Source organism: Vulcanimicrobium alpinum, from assembly GCF_027923555.1.
Lineage (GTDB): Bacteria > Vulcanimicrobiota > Vulcanimicrobiia > Vulcanimicrobiales > Vulcanimicrobiaceae > Vulcanimicrobium > Vulcanimicrobium alpinum.
The window spans coordinates 1,859,388-1,875,528 of record NZ_AP025523.1 but is presented as its reverse complement, the minus strand read 5'-3'; the positions used below and the strand labels follow the sequence as shown (position 1 = coordinate 1,875,528).

At 68.5% G+C, this 16,141-nt stretch carries 10 protein-coding genes and 2 pseudogenes; 7 read left to right on the top strand and 5 right to left on the bottom strand.

The genetic code is table 11. The annotated features are described in order from the left end of the window. Position 1: 1 nt before the first annotated feature. Together WPS_RS09630 and WPS_RS18175 are read right to left on the bottom strand one after the other, a co-directional pair. Positions 2-3,250: an efflux RND transporter permease subunit gene (locus tag WPS_RS09630; protein ID WP_317994292.1), complete on the bottom strand. Its 3,249-nt coding sequence runs from the start codon at positions 3,248-3,250 to the stop codon at positions 2-4. 235 nt (positions 3,251-3,485) lie between these two features. After that, a pseudogene (locus WPS_RS18175) lies at positions 3,486-3,743 on the bottom strand (DUF488 family protein); the annotation flags it as partial. A gap of 152 nt (positions 3,744-3,895) precedes the next feature. On the opposite strand from WPS_RS18175, the gene WPS_RS09625 reads away from it, so the two are divergent. The 5 genes from WPS_RS09625 to WPS_RS09605 all read left to right on the top strand — a co-directional run bounded on the left by WPS_RS09625 (position 3,896) and on the right by WPS_RS09605 (position 9,952). Then, positions 3,896-4,456, top strand: coding sequence for an NUDIX hydrolase (locus WPS_RS09625; protein ID WP_317994291.1), 561 nt, complete (start codon positions 3,896-3,898; stop codon positions 4,454-4,456). Next, positions 4,456-5,952 (top strand): CYTH and CHAD domain-containing protein, encoded by a 1,497-nt coding sequence (locus WPS_RS09620; protein WP_317997528.1) that lies wholly within the window; start codon positions 4,456-4,458, stop codon positions 5,950-5,952. Before WPS_RS09625 ends, WPS_RS09620 begins: the two co-directional genes overlap by 1 nt. A 122-nt stretch (positions 5,953-6,074) precedes the next feature. Continuing rightward, positions 6,075-7,841 (top strand): 2-oxoacid:acceptor oxidoreductase subunit alpha, encoded by a 1,767-nt coding sequence (locus WPS_RS09615; protein WP_317994290.1) that lies wholly within the window; start codon positions 6,075-6,077, stop codon positions 7,839-7,841. A gap of 2 nt (positions 7,842-7,843) precedes the next feature. Beyond that, entirely contained in the window at positions 7,844-8,710 is an 867-nt protein-coding gene (locus tag WPS_RS09610) for a 2-oxoacid:ferredoxin oxidoreductase subunit beta (protein ID WP_317994289.1), read from the top strand. 327 nt (positions 8,711-9,037) lie between these two features. Next, positions 9,038-9,952: a DUF4397 domain-containing protein gene (locus WPS_RS09605; protein WP_317994288.1), complete on the top strand. Its 915-nt coding sequence runs from the start codon at positions 9,038-9,040 to the stop codon at positions 9,950-9,952. Between the two features lie 3 nt (positions 9,953-9,955). Here the strand turns inward: WPS_RS09605 and WPS_RS09600 are convergent, their stop codons facing one another. Genes WPS_RS09600 through WPS_RS09590 form a run of 3 tightly spaced genes read right to left on the bottom strand, consistent with a single transcriptional unit; the run spans position 9,956 to position 13,130 of the window. Further along, the gene (locus WPS_RS09600) at positions 9,956-10,726 is read right to left on the bottom strand and encodes an SDR family NAD(P)-dependent oxidoreductase (protein WP_317994287.1); all 771 of its coding nucleotides are present in this window, start codon (positions 10,724-10,726) and stop codon (positions 9,956-9,958) included. Further along, positions 10,723-12,303, bottom strand: a complete 1,581-nt coding sequence (locus WPS_RS09595; protein ID WP_317994286.1) for an adenylate/guanylate cyclase domain-containing protein — start codon at positions 12,301-12,303, stop codon at positions 10,723-10,725. The genes WPS_RS09600 and WPS_RS09595 overlap by 4 nt, the downstream gene beginning before the upstream one ends. Next, positions 12,300-13,130 carry an alpha/beta fold hydrolase gene (locus WPS_RS09590; protein ID WP_317994285.1) on the bottom strand — a complete coding sequence of 277 codons (831 nt, stop codon included), beginning with the start codon at positions 13,128-13,130 and terminating at the stop codon, positions 12,300-12,302. The genes WPS_RS09595 and WPS_RS09590 overlap by 4 nt, the downstream gene beginning before the upstream one ends. Positions 13,131-13,195: 65 nt before the next feature. Between WPS_RS09590 and ettA the strand changes: the two genes are divergently transcribed. Together ettA and WPS_RS09575 are read left to right on the top strand one after the other, a co-directional pair. Then, on the top strand, positions 13,196-14,866 hold the full coding sequence (gene ettA, locus WPS_RS09585) for an energy-dependent translational throttle protein EttA (protein WP_317994284.1): 1,671 nt from the start codon (positions 13,196-13,198) through the stop codon (positions 14,864-14,866). 7 nt (positions 14,867-14,873) lie between these two features. Next, positions 14,874-16,139 (top strand): annotated as a pseudogene (locus tag WPS_RS09575) (flavin-containing monooxygenase); the annotation flags it as partial. Positions 16,140-16,141: the final 2 nt, after the last annotated feature.

Genomic DNA, 16,141 nt, shown 5'->3' with positions numbered 1-16,141 from the left:
GCTACGGTTCGGGGAGCGAGAGGCGCACCGGTTCGCTGCCGTCGGCGAAGTGGAGCAGCAGTTCGCCGTCGGCGGTGCGTACCATCGACACCGGGACCGCGCCCGGCGCATGCCCGCTGACGGCCGCCGCCGGCGCGCGCGACCGCCGCGCGAGCCGGTCGCGCAGCGCCGCCAGCGCGACGTAGACGACGGGGACGACGAACAGGTTGAGGACCGTCGAGAGGATCATCCCGCCGAAGACCGCGGTGCCGAGCGAGATGCGGCTCGCCGCGCCTGCGCCCGAGGCGACGACGAGCGGAACCGTCGCGAGGATGAACGCGAGCGACGTCATCAGGATCGGGCGCAGCCGCGTCTGCGCGGCTTCCGCCACCGCCTCGGCGGCGCCCAGGCCTGCGCGGCGGCGCTGGTTTGCGAACTCGACGATCAGGATCGCGTTCTTGCTCGCCAGCGCGATCAGCATCAGGTAGCCGACCTGGGCGTAGAGATCGCTCGGCAGTCCGCGCGCGTCGAGCGCCAGGATTGCGCCGAGGATCGCGAGCGGGACCGAGACGAGGATGATCGCCGGATCCCAATAGTTCTCGTAGTTGGCGGCGAGCACGAGAAACACGCAGAGCAGTCCGAGGCCGAAAATCACCAGCGCCTGGCTGCCGAACTCGATTTGCTCCAGCGAGATCCCGGTCCACTCGTAGGCCATCCCGGCCGGAATCGTCGACGCGAGCGCGGTCATCGTCCCCAGCGCCTGGCCCGATCCGTAGCCCGGCGCCGGAATGCCGTTGATCTCGATCGAGCGCAGCAGGTTGTAATGGGTGATGATCGGCGCCGTGCGTGCGACGTGCGTGCGCACGAGCGAACCGAGCGGGATCGTCGCGGCGAGCTGCGGCGCGGCCCCGTTCGCGCGCACGTAAATGCGGTCGAGTGCGTTCAAGCGGTCGCGGAACTTCGTATCGGCCTGGACGTACACCCGAAACGACCGGTTGAGAAAGTCGAAGTCGTTGACGTGCTGCGAGCCCAGATAGACCTGCATCGCGGCGAACACGTCGGCGATCGGGATCCCGAGCGACGCGACCTTCGCGCGGTCGATCTCGACGACGAGCTGCGGGGCGTCGTCGCGAAACGTCGTCGAGACATTGCGCAGAACGGGATCGCGGCGTGCGTTCGCGATGAGCCCGCGCGCGGCGCCCGTCAGCGCCGGGATCCCGGCGTTCGCGGCGTCCTGGAGTTCGAACTGGAAGCCCGCGAGGTTGCCGATGCCGCGGATCGTCGGCGGGTTGAACGCCAGCACCGTCGCGTCGGCGATTGCGCCGAGCTGCGGGCGGACGCGCCGCATGATCCCGTCGGCCGACTTCCCGGCGCCCTTGCGCTCGGCCCACGGTTTGAGCGAGACGAACATCATCGCGCGATTCGACGCGTTCGTCCCGAATTGCGTCCCGTTCGGCTCGAACGTCACGGCGATCTCGGGGATGCCGGCGAGGATCCCTTCGATCCGGCGCGTCACCCGCTCCGTCTGCGCGAGCGACGCACCTTCGGGGAGCTGTACCGTGATGTAGAAGTAGCCGACGTCTTCGTCGGGGAGGAATCCCGTCGGGATCGCCGCGTACGCGAAGTACGTCGCGGCAAGGCCCAGCGCGAAGAGCGCCAGCACGACCGCGCGCATGCGCAGCAGGCGCGGAACGATCGCGTGATAGCCGGAACGCGTCGCGGCGAGGAGCCGGTTCACGGCGCGGAAGAAGGCACCGTGACGGCGCTCTTCGCGTTCGATGAGCAGCGCCGAAAGCGCCGGCGTCAGCGTGAGCGCGCTGAACAGCGAGATCGTGATCGAGCACGCGATCGTGAGCGCGAACTGCTTGTAGAGCTGGCCCGTCGTTCCGGCGAAAAATGCGACCGGGACGAACACCGCGAGCAGCACCAGCGAACTCGCGACGACGGCGCCGGTGATCTCTTTCATCGCCGCCGCCGCGCCGGCGAGCGGCGGCATCCCCTTGTCGTGGATGAAGCGGGCGATGTTCTCGATCACGACGATCGCGTCGTCGACGACGAGCCCCGTCGCCAGCGTGATCCCGAAGAGGGTCAGCGTGTTGATGGAGAATCCCAGGGCCTTCATCAGCGCGAACGTGCCGATCAGCGAGACGGGGATCGTGATCGCCGGGACCAGCGTCGTACGCCAGTTCCGCAGGAACAGGAAGACGACGATCACGACCAGCACGACCGAGATCAGCAGGGTCTTGAGCACTTCGCCGATCGAGTCGGCGACGAAGGGCGCGGCGTCGAACCCGGTCTTATAGTAGACGCCGTGCGGGAAGCGCGCCGAGAGGCGCTGCATCGCTGCGAGCACGTCGCGCTCGACCTGCAGCGCGTTGGCGCTGGGGAGCGTCAGGATCCCGATGCCGACGGCGTCGGCGCCCAAGAGCCGCAGATCCTGCGCGTAGCTTTCGGCGCCCAGTTCGACGCGTCCGACGTCGCGCAGCCGCACGAAACCGCCGTCGGGATTCGACCGCAGGATCAGGTTGCCGAAGTCGTCCCCGGAGTGCAGCCGCCCGAGCGCCCGGATCGAGACCTGATACGGCTGGTCGCTGCGGATCGGCGCCGCGCCGATCGCGCCCGCCGCGATCTGGACGTTCTGCGTCTGCAGCGCGGAGACCACATCGCCGGCCGTGACGCGCGAGAGGTTGAGGCGGGTGGGATCGAGCCACAGCCGCATCGCGTAGCGGCGTTCGCCGAAGATGCGCACGTCGTTGACGCCGCGGACGCGCTTGAGAACGTCGACGATGGTGAGCGACGCGTAGTTGCTCAAGAAGATGCGATCGTAGCGCGGATCGCGCGAGCCGAGACCCATCCCCAGCACGAAAGAGCCGTTGTTCTTGGTGACCGTGACGCCGGTCGCGCGCACCTCGGCGGGGAGTCTGCCGATCGTGTTGTCCACCTGGTTCTGCAAGTCGTTGGCCGCCGCATCGATGTTGCGGTCGAGGAAGAACGTGCAGACGATCGTGCTGGTGCCGTCGTTGGTCGTCGTCGAACTGATGTAGCGCAAGCCGTCGACCCCGTTGACGGCTTCTTCGAGCGGCGTCGTGACCGACGACTCCGCGGCCTGCGCGTTCGCGCCGATGTATGTCGACGACACGGTGACGACGGGCGGCGCGACCTGCGGGAACTGCGCGACCGGGAGCGTCGGGATCGAGATGAGGCCGGCGAGGATGATGAAGAGCGCGCAGACCGACGCGAAGACCGGCCGGTGCAGAAAGAAGTCGATCACGCGGGCGAAGCCGTCGGCACCTCCCGCCGCTCCTTTTGCGCAGCGCGGCGAAACTCCGCGCTAGCCGTCGTAGACGAGCGTGCCCTCGGCGACGCGGACGCCGGGCGTCGGGCGATGCGGCGCGATCTTGTCGCCGATCACGTGCTCGACCCGTTGCGCCGCCGATCAGGATCGCCGCGTCGGCGATCAGCCGGCGGTGACATCGCCACCATAGCGTCTCCGAGCAGGCGACGGCGGTCGGCCGTTCGCGCGCGGCGCACAGCAGGGCGTCGAACGCCTCGCGAAACGCGGGCGTGCGCGTGGAGTCGGCATAGCCGCGAAACCCGGCCTCCCGCAAGGTCGCGTTCGGCGAATCGGGCGCCGGGCGGCGGCGGCCGCCCAGCGCCTCGCACGGCACGTACGCGATCCCGGCGGCCGGGAGCCACGCCGCCATCGCCGCCGCGTCGAACTGAGGCCACCGCCGCGAGCCGGGATATCGCCGGACGTCGACCACGCGTACGACTCCGGCGTGCCGGAGGCGCTCGGCGAACGTGACGGCATCGACGGTCCCGTGGCCGATCGTGAACAGGCGCACCCTCACGGTATTCCCGCGGCGGCTCGCGGTACCGGGCGGGGCCGCGGGCGATGCTGCGCGTACCTGACGGGATGAGGCCCCGTCGCAAAGCCGCGGTGGCGATCGGGATCGTCGCGGCGCCGCCGCACGGCGTGCTCTTCGTCGAGCGAGCGAGCCATCTGCGCGATCATCCGGGACAGATCGGCCTCCCCGGCGGGGGCGTCGATCCCGCCGACGGCGGCGATCCGGCGCGCACCGCGCTGCGCGAACTGCGCGAAGAAGTCGGCGTCGCGCCCGAGCGCGTGACGATCGTGGGCCGGCTTCCCGAAGTCAGCCAGCAGGTGAACACCTTCGACGTCACGCCGTTCGTTGCGGTGATCGCGCCCGGGCCGTTCACGATCGACGGGAGCGAGACCGCCGGGATGTTCACGATCCCGCTCGAGTTCATCGTCTCGGGCGCGTTGCGGCGCGGGACGATCGAGTTCGCCGAGCGGCTGATCGAGACGTATCTGCTCGACTACGAAGGACGCCGCGTGTGGGGACTCACCGGCCGCATCTTGCGGTCGTTCGTCGAGCACTGGCATGATGGGAAGTGCGACCTGCGCGGCGCCGTGGCGGCCGCGCTTACCGACGTGCGGCGGCGGCACGCGTGATGCACGACTCGATCGAACGCGAACGGAAACTCGAACTTCCCGACGGCTTCTCGCTGGCGCGGCTGGACGCGCGTTGGGAACCGTACGTGGCGTCGCCGGTCGAGTGGGAACGGCTGCATACCGTCTACTACGACACCGCCGACTTGCGGCTGACGCGCTGGGGTTGCAGCCTGCGCTACCGGCGCGGCGAGGGATGGACGCTCAAGCTCCCCGTCCCCGGCCCAAGCGATGCGCTGCGCCGCGAGGAGCACGTCTTCGCCGGCGACGGCCGGACCGTTCCTGCCGCGGCGATCGACGTGGCGACCGCGTATCTGCGCGGCGCAGTAGTGCGCCCGGTTGCGGAGCTGCGCACGATCCGCACGCGCCGGCGCGTCCTGTGCGACGGTGAAGAACTTGCCGACGTCGTCGAGGACGACGTGCGGGTCGTCGAGGGTCCGACCGTCGTGCGCCGGTTTCGAGAATTGGAGATCGAACTGGCGCAGACCGCCGGGGACGATCTGCTCGACGATCTCACCGCGCATCTGCAGGCGGAAGGCGCCGGCGCCGCCGATCCGACGCCGAAGAACGTCCGCGCGCTTGGACCGCCGGCACGCGAACCGGAGATCGTTTCGCGGCATCCCGGACGCCGCGTCCGGGCTGGCGAGCTCGCGCTCGCGGCGATCGCCGCGTCGGTCGAACGGCTGATCCGCATCGACGCGCGGCTTCGCCTCGCGCCCGGCGATGAGGAAGCGGTGCATCAGGCGCGGGTCGCGGTCCGGCGGCTGCGTTCCGATCTGCGCACCTTCGTCCCGGTGTTCGAGGCGGCGTGGGCTCGCGAGCTGCGCGAGGCGCTGAAGTGGCTCGGCGACGGGCTCGCCGCGGCGCGCGACGCCGATGTGATGCTCGCACGGATCGGCGCCGACCTCGGCGCGCTCCCTCCGGCCGATCGCTACCGCGGAGACGCCCTGCTCGCCGGGTTCCGGCAAGCGCGAGAGACGGCGCACGCGCGCGTCCGCGCGATGCTGCGCGAGCCGCGGTACGTCGCGCTCCTCGACACGCTCGTCGAGGCGACAAAGCGGCCGCAATTCAATCCGTGCGCCGCCGACGCGGCACGCGACGTGCTGCGCCCGCTGATGCGTGACGCCTGGTCCGAGCTGCGCCGCGCGGTGCGAAAGCGGACGCGGCCGCCGAAGGATCGCGAACTGCATCGCATCCGCATCAAGGCGAAGCGCGTCCGATACGCCGCCGAAGCGTTCGCGCCGGTCGCCGGCAAACGTGCGCGCCGGTTCGGGAAACGCGCGGAGCGATTGCAGACGGTCCTGGGCGAACAGCACGACGCGACGATCGCGCAGCGGCTGGTGCGCACCGAGGCGCAGCGAGCCGAGGCGTCGTTCGCCGCCGGCGCCGCGAGCGTGCTCGAGGGACAAGCCGCCGCGCGCGCCCGCGGCGCCTGGCGGCGCGCGTGGGGCAAGGTGCGGCGCTTCTACCGCCGTTGGACCGCGGTCGCCCGCCCGTAGCGCGACGCACTCATGCGATGCGACTTTTGTCGCATCGTTGCGAGAAGGGTCGTATCGCGCGCGCCGTCCAATGCTCCTTGTCAATGAGGCGCCGTTGCGGCGCCGGATCGCGAGGTCGCGCAGTGATCCTCAACAGCCTCGAAATGATGTTCGGCGGTCAGGCCGGTGACGGCTCGCTGACGACGGGCGATCTGATCGCGGGCGTGTTCAAGCGCATGGGGCTCGAGGTCTATACGTACAAAGATTTCCCGTCGCGCATCCGCGGGGGACACACGAACTATGTGATCCGCGCGAGCGAGCAGCGCAATTACGGGATGGCCGATGCCGTCGACTCGCTCGTCGCGTTCGATCTCGAAGCGGTGCAGGCGCACATCGACGAGATGCGGCCCGGCGGTTTCGTCGTCTTCGACAATACGTCCGAGACGGTCGACGGCGCGCTGCGCCGCAGCGACGTCACGTGGTACGACATCCCGCTGGCGAAGATCGCGAAAGAAGAACTCGGCCTCGAACTCGTGCGCAACACGATCTCGCTGGGCGTCCTCGCCGCGCTCGTCGGGATGGATGCGGGGATCGTGCGCGCCGACGTCACCGCCGTGTACCAGCGCAAAGGCGAGAAGGTCGTCGACCTCAACCTGCGGGCGATCGCGGCGGGCGAAGCGTACGTGCGCGAACACTACGCCGGCGTGCCCAGCGGCTACGCACTGCGTGCCAAACCCGACGGCGATCGCCTCATCATGATGGGCAACGACGCGATCGCGTACGGCGCGCTCGTCGCCGGATGCCGGTTCATGGCGGGCTATCCGATCACCCCGGCCACCGACATCCTCGAGTGGATGTCGAAACAACTGCCGAAATTCGGCGGCGTCGTCGTGCAGGCCGAAGACGAACTCGCGGCGATCACGATGACGCTCGGCGCGGCGTTCACCGGTGTGCGCGCGATGACCGCGACCTCCGGTCCCGGACAGGCGCTGATGACCGAGGCGATCGGGCTCGCCGGCGTGCTGGAGATTCCGGTCGTCGTGGTGGAGTGCGCGCGCACCGGTCCGTCGACGGGGATGCCGACGAAGACCGAACAGAGCAATCTCAATCATCTGATCTACTCCGGCCACGGCGAGATCCCGCGCGTGATCCTCGCGCCGGGGACCATCGAGGAGTCGTTCACGCTGACGACCGCTGCGTTCAACCTCGCAGACCGCTGGCAGTTGCCGGTGTTCGTGCTCACCGAGCAGGCGCTGTGTCAGAGCAAGGCGACGCTGGCGCCGTTCGATCTCGACGCGGTCGAGATCGATCGAGGCGAACTGATCGCCGACGGCGAGTTGACGTTCGGCGAGTACAAGCGCTTCGCGTTCACCGCCGACGGCGTCTCGCCGCGCGCGATCCCCGGCGTTTACGGCGGGATGCATCTCGCCGCCGGCTCCGAGCACAACGATGCCGGCGTGATCACCGAAAACGCCGCCAACCGAGCGCGCATGATGGAAAAGCGGATGGGCAAGCTCGAAGCGATGCGCGACGAACTGCCGCGCGCGATCCTGCACGGTGTCGCCGACGCCGACATCGCGATCGTCGGCTACGGCGCGAACACGGGGCCGATCCGCGAAGCCGTCGACCGGCTCGCGGCCGAGAAGATCCCGGTGCGCTTCCTGCAATTGCGCACGCTTTGGCCGTTCCCCGAAGACGACGTCCGCGTGTTCGTGCACGGGGCGCACCACGTCTTCGTCGTCGAGAACAACTTCACGGGACAGCTCGAGCGGCTGATTCGCGCCGTCACCGGCCCGATCGACGCGCTGCGCGGGCTGCGCAAATACGACGGGCGGCCGTTCCATCCGATCGAAATCATCGCGCCGATCCGCGGGATCGCAGCGGTCGGCGAATCGGTGGAGGTGCGCTGACGATGGCGATGCTGACCGCGAAAGACTTTGCGACCGCGACGCCGTCGTGGTGGTGCCCGGGCTGCGGCGACTACGGCGTCCTCTCGGCGCTCAAATCCGCGCTCGCCGAGCTCGGAAAACAACCGCACGAGGTCGCGTTCGTCTCCGGGATCGGCTGCTCGGGGAAGATCTCCGGCTATCTGCACAGCTACGCGTTCCACGGAGTGCACGGCCGCGCGCTTCCCGTCGCTACGGCGGTCAAGCTGGCGAATCGCGACCTCACGGTGATCGCCGCCGGCGGCGACGGCGACGGGTACGCGATCGGTGCAGGGCACTTCGTGCACGCCGTCCGGCGCAATCCCGACATCACGTACATCGTGATGGACAATCAGACGTACGGGCTCACCAAAGGTCAGGCGTCGCCGACCAGCGCGACCGGGTACGTCGCGTCGGTCTCGCCCGAGGGCAATCCCGACAACCCGATCAACGGCCTCGCGCTGGGCCTCGCCGCGGGCGCAACGTTCGTCGCGCGCGGCTTCTCGGCCCAGCCCAAGCAGCTCGTGCAGATCATTCGCGCCGCGATCGAGCACCGTGGTTGTTCGATCGTCGAAGTGATGTCGCCGTGCGTCACCTACAACAAGATCAACACGTACGCGTGGTTCAAGGAGCATATCGAAGACGCGGCGTTGCGCGACGACCATCGCCCGAGCGAGCGGACGGCGGCATTCGATGCGCTGACCCGCGAGGGGAAGATTCCGTTGGGGATCATCTATCAGGAGGAGCGTCCGACGCTCGAGGAGCGCACGCACCTTCCGCAGGTGCCGATCGCGAAGCACGACCTGCACGGCGACCGCGGTCGCTACGCGGCACTGCTCGAACACTACCGCTGAGCGCGCGCAGCGCGTGCGTCAGCGGACTATTCGGTCCGCCGCGCCCGTCGGGCGATCACCGCAATCTGGGGCGCAAGGTTCGTGTCGCCCCTGAAAATCGGCGGGTCGGGGCCTGCTTGGCTGCCTGGGTCGCGGGGCCCGTGCCTGGCGTGATGTGAGCGCTCGCATCGGCCCCGTCGGGCGAGCGCCAGGCAAGAACTCCGATCACGGAACCGGTATAGGAACCGCCAACGTATCAGGAGCGGGCGCCTTCCCGGCACTGCTCATGTGACGGAGTGCCTTCGCCTTCGTCGCGCGTCTTCGCCCCGGAAAGGGACTCAACTGGTCATGCTCCTTCGACGTCTCGCACTCGTTCTCGCGTTCGGCGCCGCCGTGCTCGCCGGCTGCGGCAACAACGGTCAGGGCACCGTCCTCGGCACGACGACCAGTCAGAGCGCGCTGCGCTTCCTCAACGGCTCTCCGGATCTCGGCCCGGTCGACGTGTACATCAACGGCACGTCGAGCGCGGCATTCGTCACCAAGCTCGGGTACCCGTCACTCTCCGCGATCACGAACGTGAACACGCAGTCGTACACGGTGACGGTGACGCCGAACGGGACGCCGGCGACGACGAGGCTGACCTGCCCGCTCAACAACCTCGCGGCATCGACGCGCTACACGGTCGTGATCGCCGGGAAGGCGGCCCAGGGGACGTCGTCGCTGGGTCTGCAGTGCCTGGTATTCCCGGAGACCTACTACTCGATCCCCGCCACGCAATTCCAGCTTGCGTTCCACCATGCGTCGCCGGCGCTCAACGCCGTCGTCACCGCCGGGTCGACCGCGTCGCCGCCGCCCTCGGCGGTCGCGTTCGGAACGTATCCGGCCGGGACGACGAACTGGCAGCTCTTCGGCGGACAGTCGTCGTTCGTCGCCGCAACGCAGGGCGTCGGAACCGGGACGCCGACCAACGTGCTGCTCAACGGCTCGCAGACGGCGCCGGGAATCGGCGTGTACGTCGCGTCGACCGCGTCGAACCCGCCGGCCGCCGGTGCCGCCGGCGTCTATGCCTCGATCCCCGTCTCGGCGTGCGTTTCGGGCGGCGCGACGATTCCGTCGACGAACCCCGATACGGCGAGCTTTTTCCCGTACTCGTATACCGCGAGCGGCGCGACGTCGGCGACGCTGGTCAGCAACGTGCTGATGGTCTATGCGATCGATGGGGCGTCGGCGACGAGCCAGCTGGTCTGCGCGTTCGACGATTGACCGCTAGCGAACGTACGAGCCGCCGTTGACGTCGAGCGTCGCACCGTTCAAGTGACGGGCCAGCGGCGTGCAGACGAACGCGACGGCGTGCGCCACCTCGTCGGGATCGGCGACGCGGCCCAGCGGAATCTCCGCAACGATCGCGTCGCCGTTTCGTGCTAAATCGGCGGCGGCCATCTCGGTGGCGACGAAGCCCGGCGCGACGGAGAACGCGACGATCCCGTCGCGCGCGCACGAGCGCGCGATCGACTTGGTGAGGTTGATCATCGCCGCTTTCGACGCGCCGTAGTCGGCAAAGGTGAGTTCGCCGCGATGGCCGGCGCGCGATGCGATATTGACGATCGTCCCTTCGCCGGCGGAACGCATCGCCCGCATCGCGAGAAACGCCAGGTCGGCTGCGGCGAACAGGTTGACGTCGAAGGTACGCCGCCAGCCGGCGCGCCACGCGTCGAAGTCGTCGCGGTCGAACCGGTTCTCCTCGAAGATCGCGGCGTTGTTGACGAGGGCGTCGAGCCGGCCGAAGTGCGCGACGCAGGCGTCGATCGCCGGTGCGAGCGCGGCGGGATCGGCGACGTCGAGCCGGTGCGTCGCGACGCGGCCGCCGAGCTGCTCGCACAATGCGCGCGCCTCCTCGGCGCGGCTGCGATAGGTGAAGAAGACCTCCGCGCCCGCGCGGTGGAGCGCGCGCACCACGGCCGCGCCGATCCCGCGATTGCCGCCGGTGACGAACGCGACGCGGCCGTGGAGGTCGATGACCCCGGCGGGCGCGCTCAACGGCCGCCCTCCTTGCCCGGCGCGCCGTTACGGCGTTCGAGCGCGGCGAGCGCGTCCGCGAGGAGGGTGCGGGTCCGTTCCGCGGTGGCGGGATCGAGGGCGGTGACGTCGAGGTACAAGTCTACTCCGGTTGCATGTGCGCTGTAGATGCCGCCGCGCGCGCCGGCGCTGCCGGCGAGACCGTCGATCGCGTAGGGAACGATCTCGCGGCTGATCCCTTTGACGGTGATCGGCGCCAATGCGTGCGCGATGACGAGTTCGCGCACGAGCGCGTAGGACTCGTAGCTGAGCACGATCTCGCCGGCGTTCGCGATCGACTGCAGACGCGCCGCGAGGTTCGCTTCCGCCCCGATGATCGTATAGTCGAAGCGGTCGGCGCTGCCGAAGTTGCCGACGTTGCAGTATCCGGTGTTGAGCCCCATCCGCACGCGGAACGGCGATTCGATCCCGCGATGGCGCCACTCGGCGTTCAGCTCCGCGATGCGGGCCTGCATGGCGATCGCCATCTTCACGGCGGCCGCGGCGTCCTCGGCGATGCCGCGGCTCTCCGGGTCGCCGAAGAACACGAGGATGGCGTCGCCGACGAACTTGTCGATGGTGCCGCCGTGGGCGAGCGCGATCGTCGACATCTCGGTGAGATACTCGTTGAGCAGCGCCGTCAGCTCTTCGGGCTGCAGGCGCTCGGTGGTCGACGTGAAGTCCTTGATGTCCGAGAAGAAGATCGTCAGCTTCTTGCGGCGCGTCGAGAGCGTGACGTCGGCGCGGCCGGCGAAGATCGCGTCGTAGATCTGCGGTGCGAGGTAGCGCGAGATCTTCTTCGAGATCGACGAGAGAAAGACGTAGCTCGCCGTGAGTTCCTCGGTCTGCCGGCGCAGCAGAAGGATGAAGGCGATGCCGGTCGCGGCGGCGATCGCGAAGTAGACCAGCAGATAGCGGAACGAGAAGAGGCTGGTGACGATCGGCTGGGTGACGGTCAGTTCCTGGATCCCGCGCACGTCGCCGACCTTCCAGTCGCGTTTGGGGCTGTCGGGGTGCGTGTTGTGGCACGCGACGCAGGTCGCGCCCATCCGGATCGGCGCGATGACGCGCACCTGCTCGGTGAATCCGGTCTGCGTCGCGCTGCTGATCTCGTGCGTCGGATCGGCGCGCAGTGCGTGCAGTGCGTCGCGTTCGAACGCGTCGAGCGGGGGGTGCATCCGCCGGCGGAACGGATAGTCGGAGGTGAACTTGTACGCGAAGTTGCGCTGGTGCTCGCCGATCACCGCACCGAGCTGGAGCGAGAACGTCGCCGGGATCGGGATCGCCCCCGGGATCGTCGCGTAGCGATCGGTCACCACCGTCTTCCCGTGCGATGCGAGGACGCGGCCGACGACGTCGCTGGCGTAAAAGCTGCGGATCCCGGTGACCGCGACGTTGAGATCGTTCGCCTGCGTGCGCAGCGCCGATTCGGAGATCGAGCACAGATCGAGCCAGACGGAGAGCGGGAGGCCCGCGAGCAGCGCGACGACGATCGCGATGACGAAGCGGTTCCGGGGCCGAGCGCGCGGCCGCCGCACGGGGTCGACGGGGACGCTCACGCACTGCGTCCCGCGAGGCCGGCCGCGAACGCCGCCAACTCCGCGTCGAAACGCGGCTGATCTTCCCAGAACGGGACGTGACCGATTCCGGCGTACACCGAGAGCCGCGCGCCCGGCACGATCGCCGCGATGTGACGCCCGGTCTCGATGTCGATCACGCGGTCGGCGTCGCCGTGCGTCACCAGCGTGGGAAGGCGGATCGACGCCATCACGTCGTCGTTGTCGATGCGGCGGCGGAAGAGCGCTTTGCGGACGGCGCCCGGCGTCGCGGCGCCGTTCGCGTGCATCGCTCGTTCGTCGGCGTCGCGTCGCGCGGCGAAGCAGTTGCGCTCGAACGTGCGCATCGCCGCAGCCGCTTCCCCGGCGTCGTCGCTGAACGCAGCCGGGAGGACGCCGTTCCAGGCGTTGCCGCGAAAGCGGTACGGCGTCTCGATGCCGATCCCGGTGCCGGCCGAGACGAAGTGGATCGCGCCGACGGCGTCCTGGCCGCGATGGCGCAGATAGTCCGCGATGACGTACCCGCCGTACGACCAGCCGGTGAGCATCGCTCCGTGCAGGTCGAGCGCGTCGAGCGTCGCCGCGACGTCGGCGGCCCACAGCGCGCCGTCGTCGTAGCCCGAGGCCGGCTTCTCCGATTCGCCGTGTCCCCGCAGATCGAGAGCGACCAGGCGCAGATGCGCGAGCGCAGGCGATGCAAGCTGGCGTTCCCACGACGCCGCGCGCTGCGACCAGCCGTGCAGGAACAGGACCGGCACACCTTGCGGATCGCCGCTTTCGAGCGCGCGCAACACGAGGCCGCCGCCGCCCACAACCGTGTGCTGCTGCATGATGCGTTCCTCCGCCTCGCCGCCCACCGGGACCTTCGCAGCCGCGCGCCCAAGACAGGGCGGCCGTGACGCAGTACGTGTACACGATGCATCGGGTCGGCAAGATGGTGCCGCCGAAGCGTCAGATCCTCAAAGACATCTCGCTGAGTTTTCTTCCCGGCGCGAAGATCGGGATTCTCGGGCTCAACGGCGCGGGGAAATCGACCGTGCTGCGCATCATGGCGGGCGTCGACCATGACATCGACGGCGACGCGATCCCGATGCCGAACATCACCATCGGCTATCTCGAACAAGAGCCGAAGCTCGATCCGGCCAAGACGGTGCGCGAGACGGTCGAAGAAGGGCTCGCGCCGCTCTTCGCGGCGCGCAAACGGCTCGACGAAGTCTACGCCGCCTACGGCGAGCCCGATGCCGATTTCGAAAAGCTCGCCAACGAACAGGCAGCGCTCGAAGCACAGCTCTTCGCGCAAGGCGCCGACGACCTCGAGCAGCAGCTCGAGATCGCGGCCGACGCCTTGCGGCTCCCGCCGTGGGATGCGGCGATCGGCCCCCTCTCGGGCGGCGAGAAGCGGCGCGTCGCACTGTGCCGCCTGCTGCTCTCGAAGCCCGACATGCTGCTCCTCGACGAACCGACGAACCATCTCGACGCGGAGAGCGTCGAGTGGCTCGAACAATTTTTGCAGCGTTTCCCCGGGACCGTCGTCGCGGTGACGCACGACCGCTACTTCCTCGACAACGCCGCCGAGTGGATCCTGGAGCTCGATCGTGGCCGCGGGATCCCGTGGAAGGGCAACTACAGTTCCTGGCTCGATCAGAAACAGGAGCGCCTGGCACAGGAAGAAGCGCAGGAGTCGGCGCGTCAGAAGGCGCTCAAACGCGAACTCGAGTGGGTTCGTTCGGGGACGAAGGGCCGTCAATCGAAGAACAAGAGCCGACTTGCGCGTTTCGAGGAACTTTCCAGTTACGAGTATCAGAAGCGCAACGAGACACGAGAGATCTTCATCCCGGTCGCGGAGCGTTTGGGCGATCAGGTCATCGAGTTCACCGGTGTGCGCAAAGCGTACGGCGACCGGCTGCTCATGGATGACGTGAACTTCCGCATTCCGGCGGGCGCGATCGTCGGGATCATCGGACCCAACGGTGCGGGGAAATCCACGCTGTTCCGAATGATCGCCGGCAAAGAGCAGCCCGACGCGGGGACGATCGCGATCGGTCCGACGGTGAAGCTCGCCGTCGTCGACCAGAGCCGCGAGTCGCTCGCCGACACGAAAACCGTCTTCGACGATGTAACGGGCGGGCGCGATATCCTGACCATCGGCAAGTTCGAGATGCCGTCGCGCGCGTATCTGGGACGCTTCAATTTCAAGGGCGGCGATCAGCAGAAGGCCGTCGGCACGCTCTCGGGCGGCGAACGCGGACGCCTGCACCTCGCGAGGACGCTGCTCGAAGGCGGGAACGTGCTGCTCCTCGACGAGCCGTCGAACGACCTCGACGTCGAGACGCTGCGCGCGCTCGAAGACGCGCTGGGCGAGTTTGCGGGAACCGTGCTCGTCATCAGCCACGACCGCTGGTTCCTCGACCGCATCGCGACCCACATCATCGCGTTCGAAGGCGACTCGCGCGTGCAGTTCTTCGAAGGGAACTACCACGAGTACGAAACTGACAAGGTGAAGCGTCTCGGCGAAGAAGCCGCCCGCCCCCACCGCCTCCGCTATCGCCCGCTCTCGCTGCCGTAGAACGCCGTTGCCGTGGACATGCGGTGCAGTCGACCATGACGGATCGACACGACACGGTGATCGTCGGCGGCGGACAAGCCGGACTTGCGATGAGCTATTATTTGCGCGAGAGCGGACGCGAACACGTCATTTTGGAGCGCAGCCGGGTCGGCGAACGCTGGCGCTCGGAGCGTTGGGCGTCGTTGTGCTTCCAGTTTCCGAATTCGTCGCTTTCCCTGCCCGGTGTTGCCTACCGGGGGAGTGCACCGGATGCGTTCGCGCATCACACCGAGATCGCGCGCTTCGTCGACGATTATGCTGCGCTGATCGAGGCGCCGGTCCGGTGCGGCGTCACGGTTCGTGCGGTCGAACGCAACCAGAGATCCGGACGTTACCGCATCGCAACCGGGACGGAGCGATCGAAGCTGAGCGCGTCGTTCTCGCGACCGGTCCGTTTCAGCGGCCCCGGCTCCCGGACGTGAGCATGACGCTTTCCCCCGAGATCACGCAGCTTCACGCGAGCGCGTATCGTGATCCGGCCCAGCTTCCCCCTGGTGCGGTGCTGGTCGTTGGAACCGGCAGTTCCGGTTGCCAGATTGCCGAGGAGCTGCACCGCAGCAATCGCCGCGTCTACCTTTCCGTCGGGCGTCACCAGCGGGTGCGGCGCCGCTATCGCGGGCGCGACATCATGTTCTGGCTGGTCGCCACCGGCCGCTTCGATCGGACGCTCGACAGTTTTCCGGGGCGGGTGATGCCGCCGCCGGTGGTGATCACCGGAGTCGACGGCGGGCACGATATCGACCTGCGCCGGTTTGCCGGCGACGGCATGGTCCTCTTGGGACGAGTCACCGAGGGTGCCGGCTCGACGCTGGCCTTTCGTGACGACGTGAACGAGGTACTGGCGCTCGCCGATCGCAGTGCGGCCGACTTCGACGCGGCGGTCGAGGCGTACGTGCGCGATGCGCGCGACGATGAGTTCGAAGAAGCGGATCTCGAACCGTCCGTCCCCATGCGCTTGCGTGACTTCCGAACCCCGTCGTCACTAGACCTCAAGGACGCCGGCGTCGCGTCCGTGATTTGGTGCACGGGATACGCTTTCGATCTGGATTGGGTTCGCCTCCCGATCTTCGACGACCGCGGAACTCCCGTGCAGCAGCGCGGTGTCACCTCCGCTCCCGGGCTCTACTTTCTCGGGCTGCACTGGATGCACACGTTCAAGTCCGGGACGCTCTTCGGCGTCGGCGACGACGCCGCATATCTCGCGCAGCATATTGCGCAGACGGCCGCGTCGTGACG